This window comes from Methanoculleus sp. DTU007, from assembly GCF_001512385.1.
GTDB lineage: Archaea > Halobacteriota > Methanomicrobia > Methanomicrobiales > Methanoculleaceae > Methanoculleus > Methanoculleus thermophilus.
This window is the reverse complement of record NZ_LFRO01000023.1, coordinates 54,690-77,306: the sequence shown is the minus strand read 5'-3', so window position 1 is coordinate 77,306 and position 22,617 is coordinate 54,690. Positions and strand designations below refer to the sequence as shown.

Genomic DNA, 22,617 nt, shown 5'->3' with positions numbered 1-22,617 from the left:
TCGTTCGACGAGGACGAGGGGCTCTCGGAGCATACTGCACCCTACGATGCGGTGGTAACGATCCTCGACGGGGAGTGCGAGGTCTGGGTCGCGGGCGAGACACACCATATGCGCGAGGGAGATACGATCATCTTCCCGGCAAATGTTCCCCACGCTCTCTCGGCCATCACGCGGTTCAAGATGATGCTGACGATGATCAGGGAATGATGGACATGACAAACGATAAAGATGGTAACTACTGCACCATCTGCGGCGGGGTCAGGCCAGATGCGATCAAGATCAAGACGATCCTCGTGGACGGGAAGGCGACCGGGATCAATCAACTTGAGTTTATCATCTCCAGTGTTCGGGACCTGCATCTGGATAGCGACGCCGCAGTTCGCGAAGAGCTCCTCAGAAGGGCCTCAGCGTTCAATTACATCCCTACAAAGAAGAGGGAGGCGTATGGGGATGCCCTGATGCAGGAGTATAGAGCAGTCTCTGAGTGAAGAGGATGAAGGTTCCGCCGGAAGCGCTCGCGCTTCCGGGACTTTAAACGCAGTCCGCATATCTCCGGCGAATGTGGCTTTCAAGAGAGGCCGCGTCGATCAAGGTGGAACTCGAATCTATACTATAAAAAGAGGGGTATTCGGGATACTGTTCCGTGGTCTACCGAGCACGAACTCAGTACCGGCGAAACTCGCTTCTCGGTCTTGGGGGCCGTGCCTCGTCGATCTTTAACGTGCGCCCCTCGAATACAGTGTTGTTTAAGGCCTCTTTTGCCTTTTCTGCCTCTTCGGGAGTGGACATCTCAACAAATCCAAACCCTTTGCGTTCGATAACTCTGACGTCATTTACCGTCCCATACTGGGTAAACAACTCTTTCAACTGCTCTTCACTTACCGAGTAGGTGAGGTTTCCGACGTACAGCGTACTGCTTTCCATTCAAAGATCCTCTCCACCCGTATACCTTCAAACTTTAACAACCCTTCGGAGGAGGCTGCAAGCACAGGCAACGCTGCAGCACTGAGACTGCATAACGGTTGTGCCTCCTATGCGGTCAGAGCCCGGCGGGATAGGGGTACCATCTCCGCAGACCGCCGGGGAGTATGGCCCATACAGTGAGTGAGGCCGGGGATTGGATTGAGATCCATCTTACTAGTTACTAGACCCCCTGACACAGAGTTCCCGATACGCCTCGGGATAGATACATTAATGGTAGCTCGGGTCATTGGTATACACCTCCAGGAATGACGTAGGCTTGAGTCTGCGTCACTGCCTGTTATGGAGTTGATTAACTGACAAATACACGAGGAACCCAAAACAGCGAAGAGATTGTACGAGTACGGTTACCGAAGAAGCGAAATCGAGAGATATTCGGCCGAGCCGACCTGATGCTCGGGGCAAACCATATACGTGTCCGATGCGAGGACGGTGTGACGCGCACCGGTCGGATCAAGGGTAAGATCAAGAAGCGGCTCTGGATCCGTGAAGGCGATCTCCTGATTGTTATTCCCTGGAGTTTCCAGGATGAGAAGTGCGATATCGTCTACCGTTATATCAAGCCCCAGGTCGATTGGCTCAAGAAGCACAATTACCTCAACCAATAACCTGCGCTTCTGTGCCACGATTGAGAGATGGCACAGACTCAAGGGCCCCACCGCTGATCGGGGGAATGACCCAGGATCCGCCATCCAGGTGGCAATTATACCCGGAGACCCTGACTGATGGCATCATCCAGGTTGCCTGTGAGATCTGTGTGCACCAGTATGAACGTTCTGCTCACCGATGCCGTCACGCTCGCCGCTATCTGCATGATGAGCATGATGAGCCGGATGGCATCCGGGACCGATCCACCCTCCCAGGCCCCCTGAATACACTGGTTGGCAATCCGCTTTGTGATCTCGTTTCCCAAAACCACAAAGTTGCTTGCCCCGCCTCTTTCAGTTACCTTCAACTGCGAATGAGTGACCTCAGCGATCGCGAACTTCCCTGTTGTAGCGTATAGCCTCTTTCTGCGGACGGCCGGCCCATCACTCTCGGTCACCTCACCGATGAGCACCCCGTCCTGTTGCGATACCTTGGCCTTATCGTCCCTGACCTGGATTGTCACTCCAACCTCATCAGCCCTGGTATTTAACTCACTATCGGACGTAATTCGGCCGCTATAAAGTTCGCATTCCAGTTCCTCAATGCAGGAGTCGTCCCCCTGAAATGCAATCTCCCGCATATCCCCCGCCATAACGGCGCCATGTTTCCCGACGAACGCAATTACAAGCGTCATAGAGCAAACCTCCGGCCCTGGCAACGAACGGCCTGTTGCGCTCACCCCACTTACCCGCACTCTGCATCAATCTATTGATGCACATCCGAGACGTCCGTTCTATCATAGGGGTTCACGACATGTTCCCTGCATGAGGAACAAGGTATAACACTTTCATTGTTAGTCAAAGCCTGTTTTTAAATTAGAGCAATATAAGCGCATCAAATTCCAAAATAATTTCAGTAAAATGAATTAGACCATAATAATAACAATGTTTTTATAATAGTCACGCTATTGTGCGCGGTATCACCGGGGTGACCGTGGTGACGGTCCAGAGTGTGAATGTACGAATAGTAAGATCCAGCAGCATTCTGCTGATAGCAGCCTCCGGGAACTGGATGACTAAACAGACTGTACAAAGGAGATCAATGCCGGCAAAGGGCCGAATTCACCTCATTTTGGACCAAAAAGGGCGTAGTTCACCCAGAAATGGAATCTGAACAACGTCCCGGGAGGATGGTGGGATGACTGGAGAGAGGAGAAAGACAAAACGTGGCCTTGCATCTGCAGATGAAGAGACACGAAAGCGTGTCGCAAAGATTGGTGGATTGGCACCACACGTAGCACGAGGGCTCCAGGCTGCTTCCTATGAAACCCGACAGCGGGTCGGGAGAGCCGGAGGCAAGGCACCGCACGTGGCAAGAGGCCTCCAGGCCGCAAGTATTGAAACCCGGAAGCGCGTAGCGCAGGCCGGCGGAAGATCTCCGCATAAAGGACGCGGGCTTCAGGCGATATCCCGGGAGAATAATCGTCGATCTTCGAGAAAAAAGGGCAGTCTTTAGCGAGTGTGAAGCGCTCCACATAGGCAGATCGGACCCTCACCCGGCCCGGCAAAGGAGATCGGAGAGTACTGCTAAACTCCGACCCTATTTTTGAGGTGGGGCAATCTTCGTGGTAGCGGGGGCAGCTTCCGCCGCCCTCTGGCAACCCTCAATCGCAGAAGAGTGGAACGTCGGAAAACGCCCGGACATCAAAGACCCCCCGTTCCGTGACCCGCAGTTCGGGGATGACGGTCAGAGCGAGGAACGAGAGGTACATGAAGGGGTTATCGATTGCCCCGAGCCGCCGGGCGTGCTTCTTGAGGGCCTCAAGCCGCCCCACGACCTCGTCGTAGGGGAGCGCCGACATCAGCCCGGCGCACTCAAGGGGGAGCGCAGTGACATCATTGCCGGAGACGACCACGAGCCCCCCTCCGAGCCTGACCACCTCGCCGATAGCCCGGATGATATCAGCGTCGCCGACCCCTACCGCGACGATATTGTGCGAGTCATGCGAGACAGATCCGGCAATCGCCCCCTCCCGCAGGCCAAAACCATGGACAAGCCCGACTCCGGAACCGGTTGCCCGGTAGCGATCGGTGACGACGGCCTTGAGAATATCGCGCTCAATATCGGGGATCTTTGCAGCATCCACGGCGAAGCGCAGATCCCGGGTTGTGATCTGGCCGGGCACGATCCCGATCACCCGCGCCTCTCCCCGGCCGGTGATCCGAATCTCATGGGGCTCAGGTACACGGGCGCGCAGGGTGGCCATGGGGCAGACTGGAGGATGGTAGCCGGCGCCAATCACCTCGACACCGCGCTTGAACGTCCGCCGGACCTCGAAACGGTCCGGATCGTCGAGGATACAGAAGTCGGCAAGCCTCCCCGGTGCAAGGGCGCCGCGATCGTGAAGCCCAAATCGCTCGGCAGCAGAGAGCGTGGCCATACGGAGTGCCTGCTCGACCTCCAGGCCCGAGGCAATTGCTTTTCTGATGCAGTCGTCAATATGCCCTTCGCTCACGAGCATATCGGCATGCCGGTCGTCGGTGGCAAAACAACACCGCGGGGCCGTGCAGGCATTGACGAGCGGCAGAAGTTCACGGAGGTTTCGTTCGGTCGAGCCCTCCCGCATCAGGATGTACATCCCTCTAAGGAGTTTCTCCTTGCTTTCGGAAAGTGAAGTGCACTCGTGGTCGCTCTGAACCCCTGCGTAGATATAGGCATTTAAGTCCTTCCCGGAGAGGAGCGGTGCATGACCGTCGATCACGGGAAAGAGGTCCATCTTCTCCCGGAGGTCACCGTCCCCAGAGAGGACGCCGGGGACATTCATCACCTCGGCAAGCCCGATGACTCCTTCTCGGCCCCGGAACCGGGCGAGATCATCAGCAGTCAGCCGCGCACCACCCATATCGAGGGGTGTTGCCGGGACGCAAGCCGGGAGCATGATCAGGATATCGAGCGGCGTCCGCGCTCCCTCCGCGAGCATGTACTCGATCCCTGATGCCCCGCAGACGTTCGCGATCTCGTGAGGGTCGGCGATCACGGTCGTCGTGCCGTGCGCAAGAACTAGCCGTGCGTACTCCGTCGGCGCAAGAAGTGAACTCTCGATGTGGACATGCGCGTCGATCAGACCGGGCACCACATAAGTTCCCGAGAGGTTGTACTCCCGCCGCCCCTCATACTCCCCGAGGCCCACAATGCGGCCGTTCTTCACTGCAAAGTCCACGCACTCCCAGGTACACGTGAACGGGCTGAAGACCTCTCCACCGGTAAAGACGACATCAGCAGGTTCAAGCCCCCGCGCCGCCGCAAGCCCGGTCGAGATCAGTGCGTCACCTCCAGATCACGGATGACGGACGTCCTCCGTTCATCGCCGACAAATATTGTCAGGAAGAGTTTATACGAACCTGGTTGCAGGTCGACATGAAGAGTATACGTGTTCTCTCCCGCATCAAGGTCGATATACCGTGCTTCAGAATAGACCTCGCGCTGCTCAAGCATATCCACTTCCATAATCGTTACCTGAAGCACAGCATCCTCGACAGGTTCGGCAGCATTCTCCACATGAAGTTGCAGGGAGCCGCGTTCATAGGAGATCTCCCCGATCGTTGTAGATAAGCATCCTGAAGTTCCAATAAGGGTGACGAGAGCGAGTATTAGGAGAACAAGGTATCTGCCGGACATTTGCTCAAAGGACCGGGGCATACATGCTGCAGCAATGCAGTACGGACCACGTAAGCCCATCGGTACCATAGATTCACCTCCATTCTGTTTATTCACAGTTCTGGTTGATGATATTAATATATTATGAAAAAACAGACGTTGAAAACTTCTTGCCTCCATTCACCGCCAAAAAGCGTCCTTGTACGGAAGACCAGCGATTGCAAATAATCAGATCCTTTCAAGTTCTCCATTCCTCTATTCTCCCCGCTCTGCTCCGTTTTCCTCCAGATATCATACCTGGATGGAGATCACTCCCTTCCATTCTCATCCTCCAGACCGCTCTCCCCGGCCAGGCATACTATCGCCGCCGACCGGTATGCGGCCTAAGCGCTGGGGCGCTGTTACCCAGATCAGGGATCCCGAAGATCTCCCCCGGAGCCTCCTCTCCAATCCGCTGGATGGAGCGCCAGCCTCACACCGTAAGAGAGGTGACTATCTCTCAAGGATGATCTCCCGAATTTCCCGGTCGGAACCCGACTACCAGCCATCCGTCTCCGAGCGCGTGCGGATGATCCGGACTCGATGGCCAGATACAGGCTAAAAGACTCGTTTACAAAACGGGTTTCTATAAGATGCTGCCAGAAAGCAGTGATCTCTTCTGTAACGCGCGGGAGAACAAACCTGAGGGAATCGACTGTAGCCACAGGTACCGATCGCCATTCTGTGAACACCGCGCACATCTGAAGGGCCAGATTAGCAATCAGAGATATCAGAAACTTCTAAATTCAGAACAATGCCTGCATATTTTCGATACAATAGAAAATAGGTTTAATAATTGGCATTACCAAGAGAATATTCAGGGGTGCTGGATATAACAATTGTAACGTTTGCCCACCATAAAGGTGGCACAGGAAAGACAACATCGTGCCTCAACATTGCAGGGTTCCTTCAGAAGGAGGGAAAACGTGTCCTGGTAGTAGACTGCGATCCACAGGCAAACGCTACTGCAGGACTCGGGATCAACCCTGAATCACTTGAAGTGAGCATGTATGATGTCTTCATGAACTCCTTTGAAGGGTTTCCTGACATCGAGATTGACGATGTTATCATTCCCACGGCGGCAGGGGTCGACCTTGCTCCGGCAACCCTGGATCTTGTAGGGGTCGAGCCTTATCTCTACAGCATAGAGAACCGGGCAGGACTGCTCAAAGAAGCGCTCACCCGGGTACAAGGCACCTATGACTTCATCCTGATCGACACGCCCCCAAGCATGGGGCAGTTTGTCATCAACGGCCTTGTTGCAGCAGACTACATCATCGTCACTCTCGATCCCGGTACCTTCGCTCTTAGGGGTATGGAAGCCCTGTCAACACTCTTCGATGACATCAAAGAGATGCTCGGAGAAGAGATCGCTGCAGACTTCGCCATCCTGACTCGCTGGAAGAATTCCGACAGCCAGGCAACCGAGACTGGGGGGCTTGCGCTCTTCCTGAAACGGATTTTCCTGGGAAGTCCATCAGCCGAGGACGAAAAAGAGGCTGAACGATTGAGGGCGTTTGAAGCCGAAGTCAAAAAGGCATTCAAACAGGTATTTGTGGTCCCATACTCGCCCTCAATCTATGATTCGCAGCAGAAAGGGCTTCCAATCTCCCACTATGCACCAGAGAGCGATGCTGGTAGAGAATACCACGCAGTGGCAACAGCAGTGCTGAAATTAGACGAAAAGCAATGAGGATGTGTAATCTATGAGTGATAAACCTGGAAGAAAAGCATTATTTACCGGACCGGTTGTGCCAGGCGCGGCAGGCCAGGCGCAGCAGTCTGGCACGGTTGTACTGCCTGAGGCACTTGAGGCTGCGCTCCACGCAGGAATTAACGGCGATGACTCCACAAGGATCGATCTGGCCAGCGTTCCAGAGGAGTTCAGGGCTCTGGCCACTTCGATCAACGCAATACTCGACAAGAAGCAGGAGGAGAAGCAGGCACTTCAGAGCAGACTTGAGGCTGTGGAATCTCTCCAGAAGCAGTTCGAGACGATCGTACAGGAAAACCCAATGCCGATTCTGGTTGTTGACACCTCGATGAAGATCCGCACAGTCAACCAGGCATATCTCCAGATGACGGGCCTTGACCAGTCGCGTGTCACCACAATGTACCTCGGGGACTTCAAAGTCCTTGACCAGAAGGGAGAGGGGATCAGGAAGGTGCTCAGTGAGAAGAGGCGGGTTCGCGGAGTGGTGACGGTTGAGTTCCCCACAGGCGTCTACACTCTTGAGCAATACGGGATTCCGCTCCTAAACGAGAGGAACGAATTAACCGGGATTCTAAACATCTATAACGATCTCACTGAGAGAAGGAAGGAAGAGGAAGAGATCTACCGGATGCAGCGTCGTATTGACACGATGATCAAGCTGAATCCGCTTGCGATCGCAATCCTCGGGCCCGACAAGAGCCGGATCGACATCAACGACGAGTATGTCCGGATGTGGCGGGGAACGCGGGAAGAGACGCTTGCAAAGAAACTCTACGATTATGATATCACCATCCTTGACGGCGAACACTTCTACGCCTGCTACGAGACGAAGAGGCTCGCACGGACTGATGCCCTGGTCAAGTGGCCTGACGGTGTGAAGAAGTACCTTACCCTGAACGCCATTCCCATCCTCGATAAGGACGGCAATATCGAGATGAGCCTTCTACGTCTGGAACGACTGGACCAAGCAACAGGAAGAGATGGAGAGGGTCAAGGAGCTGCAGGAGCAGACCGAGGTCATGGTTCAGGAGAATCCGATGCCCATTCTCCTCTGGAACCCGGATGCGACACTGAGAATGGCGAATAAGGCATTCCTGAAACTCTCGGGGTACACCCAAGATCAGGCCTCGAGGCTCACCGTCCACGACATGAAGTATCTCTCCCAGTCGGGTCAGGGGATTATCGACACCATACACAGCCGGCAGGCAAACCATGGAGAGGTCACGGTAGAGTTCCCATCCGGCATCCGCATCCTTGAGCGGTACAACATCCCGCTCCTCAACCGTGAGGGGAACCTCGACTCGGTCCTCACCGTCTACAACGACATCACCGAGCAGCGGAAGAAAGAGGAGCAGATTAAAGAACTGATGGAAACCGCCAAACAGGAGAGCGAGAGACTCGGAAGGAGCGCCAGTGAACTTGGAAAAGCGCTCGCCGCTTTGGCAAAAGGTGACATGACAGTATTTGTGACCACAGAGGCCGATGATCCTCTGGGGAACGTTAAGAACGATTATAATGCCTCACTGACTTCCATCCGTTCTCTCCTCGCCGAGGTGGCAAAGGCCGTTCAACAGGTAGACCAGACAACGAAAGAGGTCAGCAAGAGTTCGGACGAGATCATCCGGGCCACGGAGCAGGTCGCGACCTCGACGCAGCATTCTTCGGAGGATGCGCGGCGGCAGCTTGAGAAGATCGAGGAGATCAACAAGGACATTAATGACTTATCCGCATCCATCGAGGAAATCGCAAGCACGTCGCAGGAGGTCATGGAGCACGCCATGAAGGCCTCGAAGGAAGGAAACGATGCGGCTGCCCTGGGTGAAGTTGCGGCGAAGAAGATGCACCTTGTCGAGGAGATCTCCAAACAGACCGTGGATGAGATCAGCGCCCTCAACAACCAGATGCGCGAGATCGATAACATTGTCAAACTTATCGCCGACATCGCCAACCAGACCAACCTCCTCGCGCTCAACGCCGCAATCGAGGCCGCCCGTGCAGGGGAGCATGGTCGCGGGTTTGCCGTGGTCGCCGGGGAGATCAGGAACCTTGCCGGTGAGTCAAAGCGGGCGAGCCAGGATATCGAAGACCTGATCCGGACTATCCAGGCAAGCACCGAGAAGACTACAGGCTCGATGCAGGCGTCCCACCAGGAGATCCAGGCAGGCATCGAGAGCGTCAACAAGGTCATCGCAAGCTTAAACCGCATCGTCAACGGCGTGGAAGTGGTGACCCACGGTATCACCGAGATAACCAAGGCCACCGAAGACCAGGCAAACTCCACGAACGAGGTCATGCAAAAGATGGACGAGTCCAACAGCATGATCAAGGAGACTCTGACCCGCACCGAGGATATGGCGGCCCTCGCTGAAGAAGTCAGTGCATCGACAGAAGAGGTCGGGAGCGCAGCGCACGAACTGGCAGAGATGGCCGAGCAGCTCGAGAAGATGATGAGGCAGTTCAAGTTGAACTGAGGGAGAGCCGATGGCAGCATCCATAGATGTCGTGGAGTTTCAGCTCGGGGAGGAACACTACGCGCTGGATATCCAGATAGCTCGGGAGATTGTGGAGATGATGCCAATCACTCCACTCCCCCGTGCCCCCCGGTACCTTGCAGGCATCATCAATCTGCGAGGCGAGATCACAAACATAATTGACCTTCGAGATCTCCTTGGCCTTCCAGGAGCCGAGAATAGCGAAAACCACAAAATTGTTGTGCTGATGCCGGACGCAGCAGGCGGATCGAACGTGGGGATCATCGTCGATGACGTTCACAGCGTTGTCTCGATACATGAGGACCAGATCGAGCAGATCACTGATGGCATTACATCATCGATAGGTGACTACGTCAAAGGAATCATCAAGGTTGGGAACGAAAATGGCGATGAGATGAAAAATCTGATTATCTGGCTTGATATTCAGAAGGTAATCGAAAATCTCAGCCACTTCTAGAATCAATAATCAGCAGCCCCGTGAGGACTTTTCAGTATGGACGGATTTGCATCACTTCAGAAGTGCATAGAGAGGCTGGTTCGGATTAAGTGTTCAAACTATAAAGAGGATTACATTAAGCGGCGTATTCTCTCAAGGATGCGCCTTACGAACACTGAGGACTATGAGGCTTACCAGAAGTATCTTCTCACGCATCCAGAGGAGATTGACCTGCTCCGCAAAGCCCTCACGATCAACGTCACCAAATTCTTCCGTGATCCGGATGTCTTTGAAGTCATACAACAGAAGATACTTCCAGATCTCGCCCGCCACAAGAAGTTGATCAGGATCTGGTGCGCCGGTTGCGCCACAGGCGAAGAACCATATTCGATCGCCATCCTTGCACACGAGTTAATGGCACTCCATCGAGATCTCAACGTAACGATATATGCAACAGATATCGACACCGAGGCGCTCCAGAAAGCCATGGCCGGCATTTACGATCTAAAAGCGCTTGAGAACGTAGACAAGCACCGGATCAGAAGACACTTTATCAGTCGCGATGACGGTACATTTGAGGTCTGTCCTCATCTCAGAGAACTCGTCAAATTTCGGCAACACGACCTGATGTCAGGCGTTCCTGTGGCGAGGTACCTTGACATCGTCGTTTGCCGAAATGTCACGATTTACTTCACTGAGAAGCAGAAGAATGAGCTTACATATCTCTTCCATACCGCCCTTTCTACTGACGGCTATTATGTTATGGGCAAAACGGAATACCTTGGAAGAGAAGTCGAGCATCTCTTTACTCCCTACAGCGCCGTACAAAAGATACTGCGGAAAGCGACATGATGAACTCATGTCTCAAGATGCTACCAGCGTCGACCGGAAGAGTCTCTATCCGTCTCAGTCTCATCAAAGACTGACATCTTGTGCATGAAGGCCTTCCGGTCCTGGTAACGCTTCAACTCAGAGACCAGTAAACAGAGGTTTACACCGACTATGATGATGATGAGCATGAGGCTGATCCAGAGCTGCCCGGCATTCTGCGTCGTGATGAATGTCGCTACAAGAAGTACGACAAAGGAGAGCAGGTAAAAGATCACCCATGTACGAACCTCTGGAACTTCCATGCGCTTGATAAGACATATGCAAGTCTCAATATTAATTGCTTCCGCAATGTGATCTCTAATGAGACCAAGTTAAAAGTTAAACCGGGTTTTCTTAAAACCATTAGAGAAGAAAGTGACCCAATATTTGGGTAGATGAAAACACAATCCGAAGCACTTTTTACTTTACACGTCGCTCTAATTTTGTGGACAAAGGCGACATCATCAGCATCCTTGCGGCCCTGCTTATCGTTTCCGCCATAGGAATCGTCTTTCAGCATCCTCCTGCAGTGAATGCAGTGAATAGTGAACCTGAAACCCCGATACCGACGCCACCAGAGGGCGCGCCGACTCCTCCCATCACGACCCCCCCTACACCCACGCCGTCGATGCCAATCGGACCTGCCAGAATTTCTTATACAAGTGAGATCTGGAGTTACCCTCTCTACTATCTCCCCAGCAATCTCACTCAGTACGGGGGGTCTGATCCCCTCTGGAAGGAGAATGAAGGCATCGTCCCGTTCGCTTACATTGAGGAGGCACGGGGAGGGATCACCGAGGCGTTCCACGTACCCTACACAGTCTGGAGACTGAACTGCAGTGTCTCTGCAACGGTAAGACCGGAGGCAGCGCACTTTCGGATGGCACTTGTTGATCTGGAGAGCGGAAGCATCATTGAGGGAGCAGAACTGCGCTACCCGGGGAGTATTATCAAAAATGTTGAGAGAGGAGGGAAGGACTTCTACCTCATCGTCAGCGTGAATGAGATAGACTCATACCGCATCACGCTGGAGACCCTTCCCAAATATCTCTGAACTCAAATCTTTTCGACGGTAACTCTGACCCGGTCCCCGGCCCGTACGCCATGCCCCTTCGGGACGTCGATATTGAACCAGAGCACTTCAGGGTTCTCATGGTTCTTGTCCTGAGACATGAGGCAGTCCTTGTATTCGTTGATGTTAGCCACAAACTCAACGGGTGCTTCGAACTCAATGATCTTCATGCCGTAGAATAGAGCGTTACTGAATAAAAATTATGATGGACGGGGAGTGACACGCCAGGTCGTACTGTTCGAATAACTCCAGCGCCTGATATCGAGCTCATCACAGATCTCGGAGAGAATGGCAAGGTTGATGCCCACTTCTTTTGCCGAAAGACCCAGATCTGTTGCAATATACTTGGATTTGAAGTAAGACTTACCTGCTTTCAGCCCGGACTTAAGGTGGTGCAGGATCTTTCGCTGGGTATCGCTGTATTTCTCTTTGATGCGATCTTTTGTTGACATTTCCATATGCCCCCGAGCAAGTGGTTTTAGTGCATAGGTCTATTTATGTTTATCCATTTAAACTCTTTGAATCACCTCCTGTGTATATAAATCGTTATATATAAATTGGCGCCGCCATGACGACCGATGAAGTCGGAACGTAGTGTACAACAAAGAAGAAGTGGCCATTGCCAGGGTGGATGCTGGAAAAGAAGGAAGTTAGCCTTCTGCGCTTCACGGCAACAATCGAGCCTGGCCGGATCCACATCTGGGCCCCCGCTCTTCTCTCTCCCGCACCCCTCTGATCTTCCACCATTACCTCCTTCTCCTTGAGATCACAACAAGGAGAGCGGCAACTGCAATCGCCCCAATGGCGCCGATGACCGAGAGGGGGGCCGCCGATGTTGGACTTGGGTTGACCTGTGCTGCCTGTATCGGCGTGAACGTCGGCATATCGACCGTGGTATTCTCGACAGGTGCTGTCTCGATCGGTTCCTCATCCGTCCCGATGATAACAGGCGGTCCGGTCACAGTGGTCGTCGTGTTGGCGATATCGCTCTCCAGAGTCCCATTATACGTTTCGTTGTCAAGGGTCTCGTTACCCGGAACCGCGCTGAGAGTTCGGTTCTCCAGAGACTCATTGAGGGGTTCCTCAATCTGAGTATCCGTCGGGGTTTCCTCCAGGGTCTCGTTGGCAGTCGTCTCATAACGGGTTGTCACCAGAGTCTCCTCAGAAGTCTCGGTAGTGGTCGCCTCAACCAGAGTTTCTATCGGGGTCTCCTCCGGGATCTCGGTAGCGATCTCCTCAACCAGAGTTTCTATAGGGGTCTCCTCCAGAGTCGCGTTAGCAGTCGTCTCAGCAGGTGTCGGAGCGAGCGTCCAGGTGAGAGGTTCTGTGGATGTCGTGTTCTGAGCGGCTACAGGAAGAGTAAATGCTGCTGTTACAAACAGCACAACGAGAAGCGTTCTCCATCTCCAGTGGTTCTCGGTCATGAGAACCCCAGTTAACTATATACATATTTTTATATTTCGATCATTGTCAAAATCACACACGCCGTTAACTGCCTGGTGCCACCCGCACAGTGACGGCCTCATGCACAGTTACCCGGCAGAGACTCTAAAAACGATGCTAGAATGGTGGCGTCCGGACATAATTTCAGCGCCAAAACATCTCTTCGATCCCAATACGTTCCACAAATCAGGATCTTTTAACAACAACCAGATAAACAGCCTGGCTGCAGTACCAGCAAGAAAGATAGCGATCAGATTGGGGCCTCACCAATCTTCTTGATCAGACTCTCAATCACCACGTCACGCATTCCTTCAACGAACTTGATGCTCCCAACAACGAGGTGGCCACCACCGCTCACGCCTCCGCCAACGATCTCGCTGTGAAGTTCGCGCACCATCCTGGGTATGTTCATCATGACGCCGCGGGAACGCAGGACGGCAAAGTCCGGCCCAAATCCGATCGTGACAATAGGTTCGCCCGGATGCTCCCGAACCAGCCGGTCGTGCACCTCCCCGGAGGTCTTACCAGGCGGCGGGAACGTGAACCGATGGGCAAATATTTCCACATCGAGCATGAAGAGCCTGGCACCGTTTGGCAGGATCCGGCTCTCCACGTGAGGCATAATGGCCTCGAGCTGCTCCTCGATCGCCCGGTTCGCCTCTTCGACCAGCAGGTCGACGAAACGTTCGTGGCGGTCGGGATTGCCGGAGAGGTTTAAGATATCCTTGATAATCTCTCTCCCATCGCTGAACCGGAGCCAGAACTGCTCATAGTCGAGCGCGAGCGCAATATCCCGGCAATCATCCTCAGAGTACTCCGGTGCGACGAGTGCAAGATAGCGAGCACGCTCCGGAGCTTCGCTTCGGTCGCCGACACCCGCAATCGCCGGCAGGTGCCGGATCTGGTCCGCAACCTTCGGATTGATCATGCGGGCGATCTCCGCGCCGAGCATCCCGGCCGTGATCCCGTAGTCGCCGCCCACGTGGTAGGGGTTGACGTGCCCGATGAGATAGTCATCCACGATCTCATCGGGGTGGTGGTGATCGACGACCATCACCGGAAGATCGTAGATCCGGGCAATCTTCAGCGACGGCATATCCTCCTCGGTGGACCCGTTGTCCATCAAGAGGATCAGCGGCATCTTCTGGCCATAGCGGACGTTGTCTTTGAGGGCAAAATCGATATCCCTGGTAATATCCTCCAACTCGTAGAATGGGGCCTTGGACGGTGAACGCTTAAAGAGGAAGTACTCCGCGTCGAAGTCTCCGCCGCTCTCGCGAATAAGCGCAGTCACTGCCTGTTCGATCGCGACGGCAGCGCATATACCATCCGCATCCGCATGGTGACGGAGAATGATCGGCCGCGCGGTCAGGATCGCTTTCCTGATCTCTTTTGCCACCTGGCGCATCTGTGGTCGCAGAGCGTCAAGGACCTCGCTCTCAATGAAGAACGGGAGATCCTCTGGCTCCGCACGCCTATCCAGCGCCGCGTCGATCCGCTCCCTGACCCGTGCCGCACCCTCCGGCTCCATGACCTCCATGGATGAGACCTCAATCTGAAGCTGGTTGTTGCGCTGCATCACCTCGCCCGTAAGGGCGACGATATCCCCAAGTTCGACCTCAGGATATGCGCGGACACCTGCTTCGACGAAGGCTGCCGCGTTCGCGGTGCCGGACTCGTCAACGATCGTGAAGATCGTCGGCCCCGAGGTCTGCTTGATCTGGGCGACCTCTCCCTCAATCAGGATCGTTCTGCCGATCTTCTTCCCTATATCGGCAAGAAGCACGCTCGTCGTCTTCTTGGTCACGTTCAGGGTCTGGTAGACGGTCGGGGTGACTTCTTCAAGGTCGATGTTACCGTTACTCCGGATCTGAAGAACGTGAACGATGATTGGATCACGCTCAGTATGCTGCAACTTCACATTGCTCTTATGAACGAGTCCTTTGACCCGGTCATTTAACTGGACAAAGACGCCGAACGGAGCAAAGCCCTGCACCCGCCCAAGATAAGTCTTTCCTTCCTCCACCTCGTCAAGACTGCAGTTTGCTCCGAGGCGATAGACGATTATATCTTCAGTATCTTCCATAATTGTTCACCAAATTACCCTTCAGGCAATTTGAGGGCGTATCCGGCAAGTTCATACAACCGGCACTCACCGTCCCGTCTGCCTTTTGCTATGATAATGTCACCGCTCTCCAGCCGGACACTCTTTCCCGGACGGTAGACCCAGCGGTCGCCGTGCTTGATGGCAAGAACGACCATCCCGGTCACCGTTCCGAGCGATGCCTCCTTGAGAGTCTGCCCCACAAGTGGTGACGACTCCGCCACAGGAATCCTCGTAATGATCTCGTCCGACTCCCGGACGATCTTCTTGAAGACCGGGGGGATCTCGATGTCGCGCAGGATGACGTCGACGATAGAGCGGGCGGAATCACTGATTGCCTGTGCAAAAGAGGACATGTACAACAGGCCACGGAGATAGTGCACATCCTCGATCTTTCGCGCCGCTTCAAGGACCCAGAGATCCAGGTCATAACGCATATCGTCAAGTGCTGAATCGAGGGCGACTACCTCATGTGCAACCTCCTTGTTGTTGAAGAGGAGCGATGTATACGCAAGCCCTACGGAGAGCTCCGAGAGGTTCTTCATCTCGATGATCAGTTGAACCGCCCGGTCAAGATCGTCGACCTCTCCTGCGCGTGGTGGTTCGCTTCGGGAGCGCTCCGGTGCTCCGGCCATTGAGAAGAGGAGATCCTCTCCGGCTTCCGGGCCACGCGCAATCAAGATATCTCCTCCCTCTACCCGGGTGACCCTGTCGGGATCGTATATCCATCCCTTGCCACGTCGGATAGCAATCACCTGCATCCCTGTCGTGCTCTGAACTTTGAGGTCACCAAGCGTATGGCCAGCAAGTTCGCTGCCCTGACTGACAATAACCCGGGTGACAATCTCTTCAGCCTCTGGAAAGACACGCTTGAGTTTTGCCGGGAACCTGATATCTTTTAGAATGAGTTTTGCTATATCTGAGGCCGAATTCGCGATCCTCTCTGCGGCCTCGGCAACCTGGAGCATACCACTCATTGCCTCTGCCTCTTCGATCCGTCTCGCGGCAAGAACACTCTGAATCCTGGCCTGATAGACCAGTTTATTCATGCTCTCCTCGAGATTGACCACTTCAAGCGCGATCTCTTTGCTATCGAAGAGTATTGCGGAGTAAGAGAGATCAACCATCAGCTCCGAGATATCCTTCATCTCAATGAGGACATCTTTGAAACTGACCGGTTGGTATTCGTGTTCCATCATGGTCTAATAACCGTCGTTCTCATCTTCTTTCACTACAACAGCAGGCCTATCACGGCCACGAGCGCAGCTGCGCCAATCAGGTCGATCAGGCTTGTGACGACAGGGATCCCGAAGTTGTCGGGATCGAGACCGTAGCGGAATGAAAGACTCGCAGTGACGTACGCCACGCCGTTCACCAGTGTCATGACAACCAGACCCGCCACAAGACTGATGGCGACCAGTATCCCAAGGCCGGGGCTGTTCAACCCCATGAGCACCGCTGCACCATGCGCGATGAGCGCTAGCAGTGGAAGCAATATCAACGTATAGAGGTAGGAAATAATAAAATGATGCACGACGCCGCGCTCGGGAAGGATAGAGGGGTTGAGTTCGCCGGTGTGCATCCCGGTCGAGAGACGCGACCCGAGAATGCCCCCAATTGACCCAAGGCCTCCCGTGAACGGCGGTATCAGGATGAGAAAGGCTGCGACCGTCACCAGTTCTTCGAGGTTGAAGGAGTAGGTCAGACCGGCCAGCGTGCCGAGGACGCTGAGCAGGATGAGGAGGTAGAGATTTTCCCGGACGATCGAGCCGAGCCCCTCCGAGCGGCGCCAGGTGTAGAGAACGGTCGCGACGGCGACCACGACTGCGAGACCTCCGAGAACCAGACGGAATCCGGGAGAGAGATGCACGATGAGCGTCGCGGAGAGCACGAGGATCGGAAGCGTAACGAGGTCCCCTGTGGTGGTGACGGCCGGTGCGCCGATCATGTCGAGGTCAAGACCGTAGCGGTAACTTGCAAGAGCAACGAGCAGGGTGATCCCCATCACCACAGTTCCCGCGACAATGCCTGTGACGACCGAGATCAGCACGAGGTCGGTGACGCCAATCACGGGGTACCCGAAGATGCGGCTCGCCGCATAGGAAAAGACGCCGATAACGAACGCGATAAGAATCGTTATGACAAACGAGGCGCGGATATTGTCGCCGAGAACGGAGCCTTCCTCAAAGTCGATGGAGAACTCCCCAAGGTGCATCGCCGAGGAGAGGCGTGATGCAAAGACGCCGGCGATGCTCCCCCGAATATGGATTATCGACGGCAGGAGCACCATCAGGCCGGGTATCAATGCGAGGACTTCACGGGCAGAACCAAGATAAATGCCTGCAACGCTCGAGATGGCGGCGCTGATGAGCAGGGCGCCAAGACCCGTCAGGATCAGGTGGCTCTGGCTGGATAGGCCCTGCTCCATCACCATCACCGTCCATCTCAATCAGCTCCTGTATGTGATCTCCAGCACCGCCAGATCGGCTGGCAGGATCACGTCACCCTCATAATGTCGCTTTGCATCGCGTATATGGTTTGCTGTGCTCGCGTAGCGGGAGCTGATGTGCAGCAGGGCAAGCATACGGGCCCCTAATGCTGCTGCAGCCTCGCCCGCCTCGCCGGCGGTCGAATGGAGGACCTCGCGGGCCCGGTTACTCTCCTGATCATCGAACGTGGCATCATGGATCAGAAGGTCTGCATCCCGGATCAATGCAGCAGTATCGGGCTGGTGCTGCAGCGGGCGTGTGTCCCCGGTATAGACGATCTTCCGCCCGGGACGCGGCATGCCCAGTACGTCGTCGGGTCGGACCTCAACCTCGACGCCGTCACGGACGATGCGGACCGTCTCCCCGCGCTGAAGTCGTCCAAAGAGCGGACCCGGCGGGACACCAAGTTCGATGGCCCGCTCGCGATTGAATCTGCCGGGCCGCTCGTCCTCCTCAAGCACATAGCCAAGTCCAGATATGCCATGGAGCGTCGCGAACGCCCGGACGGTGTAACCGTTGAAGGGTACGACCGAGCCATGCTCGAGTGTGTGTGCGGTGACGGGGAACCCACGGGCATGACGGTTGATCTTCTGCACGATCTCAACGAACTCCTCGACCCAGGGTGGGCCGTAGATCGGGAGCGGATCTGTCCGCCCCATGAACGCGAGCGTCTCGACGAGCCCGAAGACACCAAGAAAATGGTCGGCATGCCAGTGAGTGATGAAGATGGCATTCACCGTAAATCCGGTTCGGGCACGCATCATCTGCTGCTGAGTCCCCTCCCCGCAGTCGAAGAGCAGAGTGTCGGCTCCGCGCCGAATCAGGACCGAGGATGGGTTCCTCTGTGGAGACGGGAGAGCCCCCGCTGTGCCGAGGAAGTGAACATGCAACGTCTCGCCGGCTATATGAACCACTTCCTGAATGCTGCAAGGCTTCGTTTTGCCTCTTCAAGCGTCCGGCCCTCGATCACAACCGGACCGGAGTAGTCCCGAGCGATGATCCGTCCGGCCTTCTCCCAGTGGATGGTGCCGTCACCAAGCGCCAGATGCTCATCCGACGCTCCGTGGTTGTCGTGGATGTGCAGGTGGTTGACCTCATGAACATGCTCAAGGAACGCATCGACAAGACCATTCGTGTTGGCATGCCCGAGGTCTAGTGTGATCCCGATCCCCGCGATCCCCTCCGTGAGCCCGAGGATCTCCTCGGGGTAGCGGCAGAGGAAGTCTTTAATGCTGATCATGTTCTCGAGGCACGCAAGAACGCCGTGGTCCTCCGCGTACTTTCCGATCTCGACAAGCGCAGTCTTCTGCATCTCCCAGACCTTCTCGGGAACGAGTTTTCCCACGGGGGAGACAAACCCGGGATGGATCGTCACCCGGTCTGTCAGGTCGGCGGCATAATGAATGCAGCAGCAGGTCTGGCGGATCGATTCGCGCCAGATAGGGTAGTTGAGTGATGCGAGGTTTAAGTCGCTGTAAGGCGCGTGAACGGTCGCAAGAAGGCCGGTGCTCTCGAGGTTATCCTGGATAGCGGCGAAGTTCTCGTGGTTGTCAAGCCGATATTTGCCGTCGGCAACAATCTCCCAGCCGGCATACCCGATCTCCTCGAGCCCGAAGACCCAGTCCCGCGACTCCCAGACCTTGGATGAGGATGAAAAATATGGTACCAGACTCATTCTCCTATCCCTCCCAGCCGGCAGAGCAGGGCGCGGACCTCGGCAGTGAACTCCTCAAGGGTTCCCTCGTTCGTGATCAGGCAGTCCGCTTCTTCTAAAGCCCGGCCGAGCCCCCACCCAAGCTCCCGCTCGTCGCGAAGATGGAGTTCTTCAACGGTGAGGAAATCATCGGATCGCCCCCGCTCTGCGAGCCTCCGGTAACGGGTCTCAAACGACGAGACGATCCCGATCAGTGTGAATTCGGGGAAGTGCTCTTTGAACGTCGCTACTTCATAGTCTCCCCGAATACCGTCCACCAGGACAACAGGCGCACCCGTCTCCTCGATGATCGGGATGGTGATCCGGGCGATGGCGTCCATACCGAGATCTGCGCGCAACTTCCCGGCGATCGCGCCACAGTTAGCATCCGTCAGGGGGAGACCGGCCGCTCTCACCTGCTCCCGTATCGCGTCGCCCATAACCACAACCGGGATCCCGAGATCCCTGGCGACCCTTGATACCTCCCCCTTCCCGCTTGCCGGCATACCAACAATTCCAATGACCTTCATCAGGACTTCTCCACCTATTATACTCTATCCAGAACAGCAGGCCGTGCCGGCGAGAGACCGGCTGCAGAATCCTGGTGTAGCCGGCCGCCCGATCCCCGTAATGCGAGGTCCGGGCAGCCGCCACGAGCGTCTCCATAACCGTGCGTTCCCGACGCTATTATGCTTAACGTCAGCGCTGCATCGACAAAACCGGACCTGGTGCATCGCGAGAACACCTACCGCTCCGGGTCGTACTCGACCTCGCCATCCTCCCGGGTCCGTATCCGAACTTTGCGGCCAAGCGGCGCTGCTGCCGCCTCGAGTTCCTGTCGGGTCAGGGGGATAAATCCCGGGGCAACTCCCTGCTGGAGCACGAGATCAACCCCGCGGGTGGCCCTGGCGATGGATGGGAGATCACTCTCCCTGCCCCGGAAGAGAGTGACCACGACCTCAAATCTTCCGAGGCTGCCGTTGGCCCTGGCCCGCATGCAGAGATCAAGCGACCCCTTCACCGCATCGACGGCGGGAAGCCCCAGTAGATTGTCGTAGTCTTCCCATGTAGTCTTGAGGTCGAGCGCGATCATGTCCACGAGATGCTCCTTAAGGAGGGCTTCAATAACCCGGGGAAACATCCCGTTTGTGTGCAGGCCGACGGAGAACCTCATCTTTTTGGCAGCGGTGGCGAGGTGCATGAGCGCCGGCCCCTGCAGTGTCGGCTCTCCTCCGGAGAAGACGACGGCACCTGCAAGCATGCGGGAACTCCGGATCATTTCAAGGATCTCATCTATGTCGCGAAGGTCCTCACCGCCCTGAAGGGAGGCGTTGTGGCAGTAGAAGCACCGGGCGGGGCATCCTCTGAGAAAGACGGTGCAGGCTGCCCGCCCACGCCAGTCGACGGTGCTGATTGGAACAAAGCCACCAAAATTGACGTACAAGGGATCACCAATCGATGTACTGGTGCTCTCCACTCTCTTGTAAGTCTTGGCTTCCCGGCTAGGAAACAAAACCTGAGTAAGCGTAAATCAATTTTACTTTAGGAGAAAACAAGCAAATCTTAGGTCAAATCGCAAAAACAAGCCTTTATCAACCCTTTCTCTCAAATATAGAGCCATGGGACTCATAGAGGATGCCCGACATGGCATCATCACTGAAGAGATGCGGGCTGTTGCGGCAGCAGAAGGTGTAACTGAGGATTTCGTCCGGCGCGGCGTGGCCGAGGGCCATATCGTCATCCCGGTCTCCCCCTATCGCAAGGTGAAGATCTGCGGTATCGGCGAAGGACTCCGGACGAAGGTCAACGCAAGCATCGGAACGTCTTCGGATATCGTGGACGTCGATATGGAGGTCGAGAAGGCCCGGCAGGCCGAGCGCGCCGGTGCCGATACGCTGATGGAACTCTCCACCGGCGGCGATTTCGTCGAGATCCGGCGCAGGGTCATCGAGGCGACCACCCTCTCGGTCGGGTCCGTCCCGCTCTACCAGGCGTTCATCGAGGCCGCCCGAAAATACGGGGCCGTCGTCCACATGGAGGAGGACGACCTCTTCCGGATCACGGAGGAGCAGGCGAAGCTCGGGACGAACTTCATGGCGATCCACACCGGGATCAACTACGAGACGATGAAGCGCTTAAAGAACCAGGGACGGCACGGCGGGCTCGTCTCCCGGGGCGGCGCCTTCATGACCGCGTGGATGCTCCACAACGAAAAAGAGAACCCGCTCTATTCTGAATTCGACTACCTGCTTGAGATCTTAAAAGAGCACGAGGTCACTCTCTCGTTCGGCAACGGGATGCGGGCGGGTGCGGTCCACGACGCGACCGACCGCGCTCAGATTCAGGAACTGCTCATCAATGCCGAACTCGCCGACAAAGCTCACGCAGAGGGTGTGCAGGCGATCATAGAGGGACCGGGGCATATCCCGATCGACGAGATCGAGGCGAACGTCATCCTGCAAAAGCGGGTCACAAACAGAAAGCCGTTCTACATGCTCGGGCCGCTCGTCACCGATATCGCACCGGGCTACGACGACCGGGTGGCCGCCATCGGGGCCGCGCTCTCCTCCTCTTACGGTGCCGATTTCATCTGCTATGTGACGCCGGCCGAACACCTGGCGCTCCCAACCCCCGAGGAGGTCTATGAGGGCGTCATCAGTTCAAGGATCGCCGCCCACGTCGGGGATATGATCAAACTCAAGAAGCGGGACGCCGATCTCGAGATGGGCCACGCACGCCGGGAACTTGACTGGGAACGGCAGTTTGCGATCGCGATCAACCCCGAGCGCGCCCGGGCAATCCGGAACGAACGGATGCCGGCCGACACCGATGCCTGCACAATGTGCGGCGATTACTGCGCGTTAAAGATTGTCGGGCGGCATTTTAACTTCTAACAATAGGAGAGTCCGGCGGGACACTCCCACTTTTTAATATTACATTCGCCAAAGAGCGGAAGTTGATGTTCACGGTAACGTGGACCGTGAGGGGATCGCCACTGAGGCAGGCAGCTGCCCGAAGGTCCATATGGGCATCGCGTTG

General features: G+C 55.5%; 25 protein-coding genes. 10 read left to right on the top strand and 15 right to left on the bottom strand.

Annotated features, from left to right (window positions below):
* Window positions 1-207: cupin domain-containing protein (locus ACI94_RS02455; RefSeq protein WP_273259148.1), on the top strand; the 207-nt coding region annotated here is incomplete at its 5' end.
* Between the two features lie 5 nt (window positions 208-212).
* Window positions 213-488, top strand: a complete 276-nt coding sequence (locus tag ACI94_RS02450; protein ID WP_066954655.1) for an aldolase — start codon at window positions 213-215, stop codon at window positions 486-488.
* Window positions 489-663: 175 nt separating this feature from the next.
* On the opposite strand, the gene ACI94_RS02445 is transcribed toward ACI94_RS02450, so the two are convergent.
* Window positions 664-924 carry an RNA-binding protein gene (locus ACI94_RS02445; RefSeq protein ID WP_066953916.1) on the bottom strand — a complete coding sequence of 87 codons (261 nt, stop codon included), beginning with the start codon at window positions 922-924 and terminating at the stop codon, window positions 664-666.
* A 353-nt stretch (window positions 925-1,277) separates the two neighbouring features.
* Between ACI94_RS02445 and eif1A the strand changes: the two genes are divergently transcribed.
* On the top strand, window positions 1,278-1,589 hold the full coding sequence (eif1A, locus tag ACI94_RS02440) for a translation initiation factor eIF-1A (RefSeq protein WP_083524697.1): 312 nt from the start codon (window positions 1,278-1,280) through the stop codon (window positions 1,587-1,589).
* Between the two features lie 95 nt (window positions 1,590-1,684).
* Here eif1A and ACI94_RS02435 read toward each other — a convergent pair whose 3' ends face one another.
* The 3 genes from ACI94_RS02435 to ACI94_RS02425 all read right to left on the bottom strand — a co-directional run bounded on the left by ACI94_RS02435 (window position 1,685) and on the right by ACI94_RS02425 (window position 5,247).
* Window positions 1,685-2,263, bottom strand: coding sequence for a DUF2121 domain-containing protein (locus ACI94_RS02435; protein WP_066953911.1), 579 nt, complete (start codon window positions 2,261-2,263; stop codon window positions 1,685-1,687).
* Between the two features lie 969 nt (window positions 2,264-3,232).
* Entirely contained in the window at window positions 3,233-4,789 is a 1,557-nt protein-coding gene (gene ade, locus ACI94_RS02430) for an adenine deaminase (RefSeq protein WP_273259147.1), read from the bottom strand.
* Between the two features lie 98 nt (window positions 4,790-4,887).
* The gene (locus ACI94_RS02425; protein ID WP_066953906.1) at window positions 4,888-5,247 is read right to left on the bottom strand and encodes a hypothetical protein; all 360 of its coding nucleotides are present in this window, start codon (window positions 5,245-5,247) and stop codon (window positions 4,888-4,890) included.
* An 841-nt stretch (window positions 5,248-6,088) separates the two neighbouring features.
* Here ACI94_RS02425 and ACI94_RS02420 point away from each other — a divergent pair.
* Genes ACI94_RS02420 through ACI94_RS02400 form a run of 5 tightly spaced genes read left to right on the top strand, consistent with a single transcriptional unit; the run spans window position 6,089 to window position 10,759 of the window.
* The gene (locus tag ACI94_RS02420; RefSeq protein ID WP_083524696.1) at window positions 6,089-6,958 is read left to right on the top strand and encodes a ParA family protein; all 870 of its coding nucleotides are present in this window, start codon (window positions 6,089-6,091) and stop codon (window positions 6,956-6,958) included.
* Between the two features lie 13 nt (window positions 6,959-6,971).
* Window positions 6,972-8,066 carry a PAS domain-containing protein gene (locus ACI94_RS02415; RefSeq protein ID WP_286681047.1) on the top strand — a complete coding sequence of 365 codons (1,095 nt, stop codon included), beginning with the start codon at window positions 6,972-6,974 and terminating at the stop codon, window positions 8,064-8,066.
* Window positions 7,960-9,450, top strand: a complete 1,491-nt coding sequence (locus tag ACI94_RS02410; protein WP_286681046.1) for a methyl-accepting chemotaxis protein — start codon at window positions 7,960-7,962, stop codon at window positions 9,448-9,450. The genes ACI94_RS02415 and ACI94_RS02410 overlap by 107 nt, the downstream gene beginning before the upstream one ends.
* Before the next feature lie 10 nt (window positions 9,451-9,460).
* Window positions 9,461-9,928: a chemotaxis protein CheW gene (locus ACI94_RS02405; protein ID WP_066953903.1), complete on the top strand. Its 468-nt coding sequence runs from the start codon at window positions 9,461-9,463 to the stop codon at window positions 9,926-9,928.
* Between the two features lie 36 nt (window positions 9,929-9,964).
* A complete protein-coding gene (locus tag ACI94_RS02400; protein WP_066953900.1) occupies window positions 9,965-10,759 on the top strand; it encodes a protein-glutamate O-methyltransferase CheR in 795 nt (264 codons plus the stop codon).
* 20 nt (window positions 10,760-10,779) lie between these two features.
* On the opposite strand, the gene ACI94_RS02395 is transcribed toward ACI94_RS02400, so the two are convergent.
* Window positions 10,780-11,040: a hypothetical protein gene (locus ACI94_RS02395; RefSeq protein WP_066953898.1), complete on the bottom strand. Its 261-nt coding sequence runs from the start codon at window positions 11,038-11,040 to the stop codon at window positions 10,780-10,782.
* Window positions 11,041-11,222: 182 nt separating this feature from the next.
* On the opposite strand from ACI94_RS02395, the gene ACI94_RS02390 reads away from it, so the two are divergent.
* On the top strand, window positions 11,223-11,831 hold the full coding sequence (locus tag ACI94_RS02390) for a hypothetical protein (RefSeq protein WP_066953895.1): 609 nt from the start codon (window positions 11,223-11,225) through the stop codon (window positions 11,829-11,831).
* A 2-nt stretch (window positions 11,832-11,833) separates the two neighbouring features.
* On the opposite strand, the gene ACI94_RS02385 is transcribed toward ACI94_RS02390, so the two are convergent.
* The 10 genes from ACI94_RS02385 to ACI94_RS02340 all read right to left on the bottom strand — a co-directional run bounded on the left by ACI94_RS02385 (window position 11,834) and on the right by ACI94_RS02340 (window position 21,022).
* Window positions 11,834-12,019, bottom strand: a complete 186-nt coding sequence (locus ACI94_RS02385; protein WP_066953892.1) for a hypothetical protein — start codon at window positions 12,017-12,019, stop codon at window positions 11,834-11,836.
* Window positions 12,020-12,049: 30 nt separating this feature from the next.
* Complete coding sequence (locus ACI94_RS02380) at window positions 12,050-12,301, bottom strand: hypothetical protein (RefSeq protein ID WP_066953890.1); 252 nt, start codon at window positions 12,299-12,301, stop codon at window positions 12,050-12,052.
* 294 nt (window positions 12,302-12,595) lie between these two features.
* Window positions 12,596-13,273, bottom strand: coding sequence for a hypothetical protein (locus tag ACI94_RS02375; protein ID WP_286681045.1), 678 nt, complete (start codon window positions 13,271-13,273; stop codon window positions 12,596-12,598).
* Between the two features lie 269 nt (window positions 13,274-13,542).
* Entirely contained in the window at window positions 13,543-15,378 is a 1,836-nt protein-coding gene (locus ACI94_RS02370; protein ID WP_066953880.1) for a DHH family phosphoesterase, read from the bottom strand.
* Between the two features lie 14 nt (window positions 15,379-15,392).
* Complete coding sequence (locus ACI94_RS02365) at window positions 15,393-16,595, bottom strand: potassium channel family protein (RefSeq protein WP_273258935.1); 1,203 nt, start codon at window positions 16,593-16,595, stop codon at window positions 15,393-15,395.
* Between the two features lie 32 nt (window positions 16,596-16,627).
* Complete coding sequence (locus tag ACI94_RS02360; protein WP_236707417.1) at window positions 16,628-17,845, bottom strand: magnesium transporter; 1,218 nt, start codon at window positions 17,843-17,845, stop codon at window positions 16,628-16,630.
* Complete coding sequence (gene rnz / locus ACI94_RS02355) at window positions 17,846-18,799, bottom strand: ribonuclease Z (RefSeq protein WP_083524694.1); 954 nt, start codon at window positions 18,797-18,799, stop codon at window positions 17,846-17,848. It lies immediately after the preceding gene.
* Complete coding sequence (locus ACI94_RS02350; RefSeq protein ID WP_066953874.1) at window positions 18,787-19,560, bottom strand: sugar phosphate isomerase/epimerase; 774 nt, start codon at window positions 19,558-19,560, stop codon at window positions 18,787-18,789. The genes rnz and ACI94_RS02350 overlap by 13 nt, the downstream gene beginning before the upstream one ends.
* A complete protein-coding gene (locus ACI94_RS02345; protein ID WP_066953871.1) occupies window positions 19,557-20,108 on the bottom strand; it encodes a dephospho-CoA kinase in 552 nt (183 codons plus the stop codon). Before ACI94_RS02345 ends, ACI94_RS02350 begins: the two co-directional genes overlap by 4 nt.
* A 215-nt stretch (window positions 20,109-20,323) precedes the next feature.
* Complete coding sequence (locus tag ACI94_RS02340) at window positions 20,324-21,022, bottom strand: anaerobic ribonucleoside-triphosphate reductase activating protein (RefSeq protein WP_066953868.1); 699 nt, start codon at window positions 21,020-21,022, stop codon at window positions 20,324-20,326.
* Window positions 21,023-21,197: 175 nt separating this feature from the next.
* Between ACI94_RS02340 and thiC the strand changes: the two genes are divergently transcribed.
* Window positions 21,198-22,472: a phosphomethylpyrimidine synthase ThiC gene (thiC, locus tag ACI94_RS02335; protein WP_066953865.1), complete on the top strand. Its 1,275-nt coding sequence runs from the start codon at window positions 21,198-21,200 to the stop codon at window positions 22,470-22,472.
* Window positions 22,473-22,617 lie beyond the last annotated feature (145 nt).

Excerpts from the sequence above, each read along its gene's own strand:
- ACI94_RS02370 (WP_066953880.1), bottom strand. The coding sequence starts at position 15,378 with ATGGAAGATACTGAAGATATAATCGTCTATCGCCTCGGAGCAAACTGC.
- ACI94_RS02385 (WP_066953892.1), bottom strand. The coding sequence starts at position 12,019 with ATGAAGATCATTGAGTTCGAAGCACCCGTTGAGTTTGTGGCTAACATC.
- ACI94_RS02350 (WP_066953874.1), bottom strand. The coding sequence starts at position 19,560 with ATGAGTCTGGTACCATATTTTTCATCCTCATCCAAGGTCTGGGAGTCG.
- ACI94_RS02395 (WP_066953898.1), bottom strand. The coding sequence starts at position 11,040 with ATGGAAGTTCCAGAGGTTCGTACATGGGTGATCTTTTACCTGCTCTCC.
- ACI94_RS02425 (WP_066953906.1), bottom strand. The coding sequence starts at position 5,247 with ATGTCCGGCAGATACCTTGTTCTCCTAATACTCGCTCTCGTCACCCTT.
- ACI94_RS02375 (WP_286681045.1), bottom strand. The coding sequence starts at position 13,273 with ATGACCGAGAACCACTGGAGATGGAGAACGCTTCTCGTTGTGCTGTTT.
- ACI94_RS02435 (WP_066953911.1), bottom strand. The coding sequence starts at position 2,263 with ATGACGCTTGTAATTGCGTTCGTCGGGAAACATGGCGCCGTTATGGCG.
- ACI94_RS02405 (WP_066953903.1), top strand. The coding sequence starts at position 9,461 with ATGGCAGCATCCATAGATGTCGTGGAGTTTCAGCTCGGGGAGGAACAC.
- ACI94_RS02410 (WP_286681046.1), top strand. The coding sequence starts at position 7,960 with ATGGAGAGGGTCAAGGAGCTGCAGGAGCAGACCGAGGTCATGGTTCAG.
- ACI94_RS02450 (WP_066954655.1), top strand. The coding sequence starts at position 213 with ATGACAAACGATAAAGATGGTAACTACTGCACCATCTGCGGCGGGGTC.
- ACI94_RS02380 (WP_066953890.1), bottom strand. The coding sequence starts at position 12,301 with ATGTCAACAAAAGATCGCATCAAAGAGAAATACAGCGATACCCAGCGA.
- ACI94_RS02400 (WP_066953900.1), top strand. The coding sequence starts at position 9,965 with ATGGACGGATTTGCATCACTTCAGAAGTGCATAGAGAGGCTGGTTCGG.
- ACI94_RS02415 (WP_286681047.1), top strand. The coding sequence starts at position 6,972 with ATGAGTGATAAACCTGGAAGAAAAGCATTATTTACCGGACCGGTTGTG.
- ACI94_RS02445 (WP_066953916.1), bottom strand. The coding sequence starts at position 924 with ATGGAAAGCAGTACGCTGTACGTCGGAAACCTCACCTACTCGGTAAGT.
- ACI94_RS02365 (WP_273258935.1), bottom strand. The coding sequence starts at position 16,595 with ATGATGGAACACGAATACCAACCGGTCAGTTTCAAAGATGTCCTCATT.
- thiC (WP_066953865.1), top strand. The coding sequence starts at position 21,198 with ATGGGACTCATAGAGGATGCCCGACATGGCATCATCACTGAAGAGATG.
- ACI94_RS02345 (WP_066953871.1), bottom strand. The coding sequence starts at position 20,108 with ATGAAGGTCATTGGAATTGTTGGTATGCCGGCAAGCGGGAAGGGGGAG.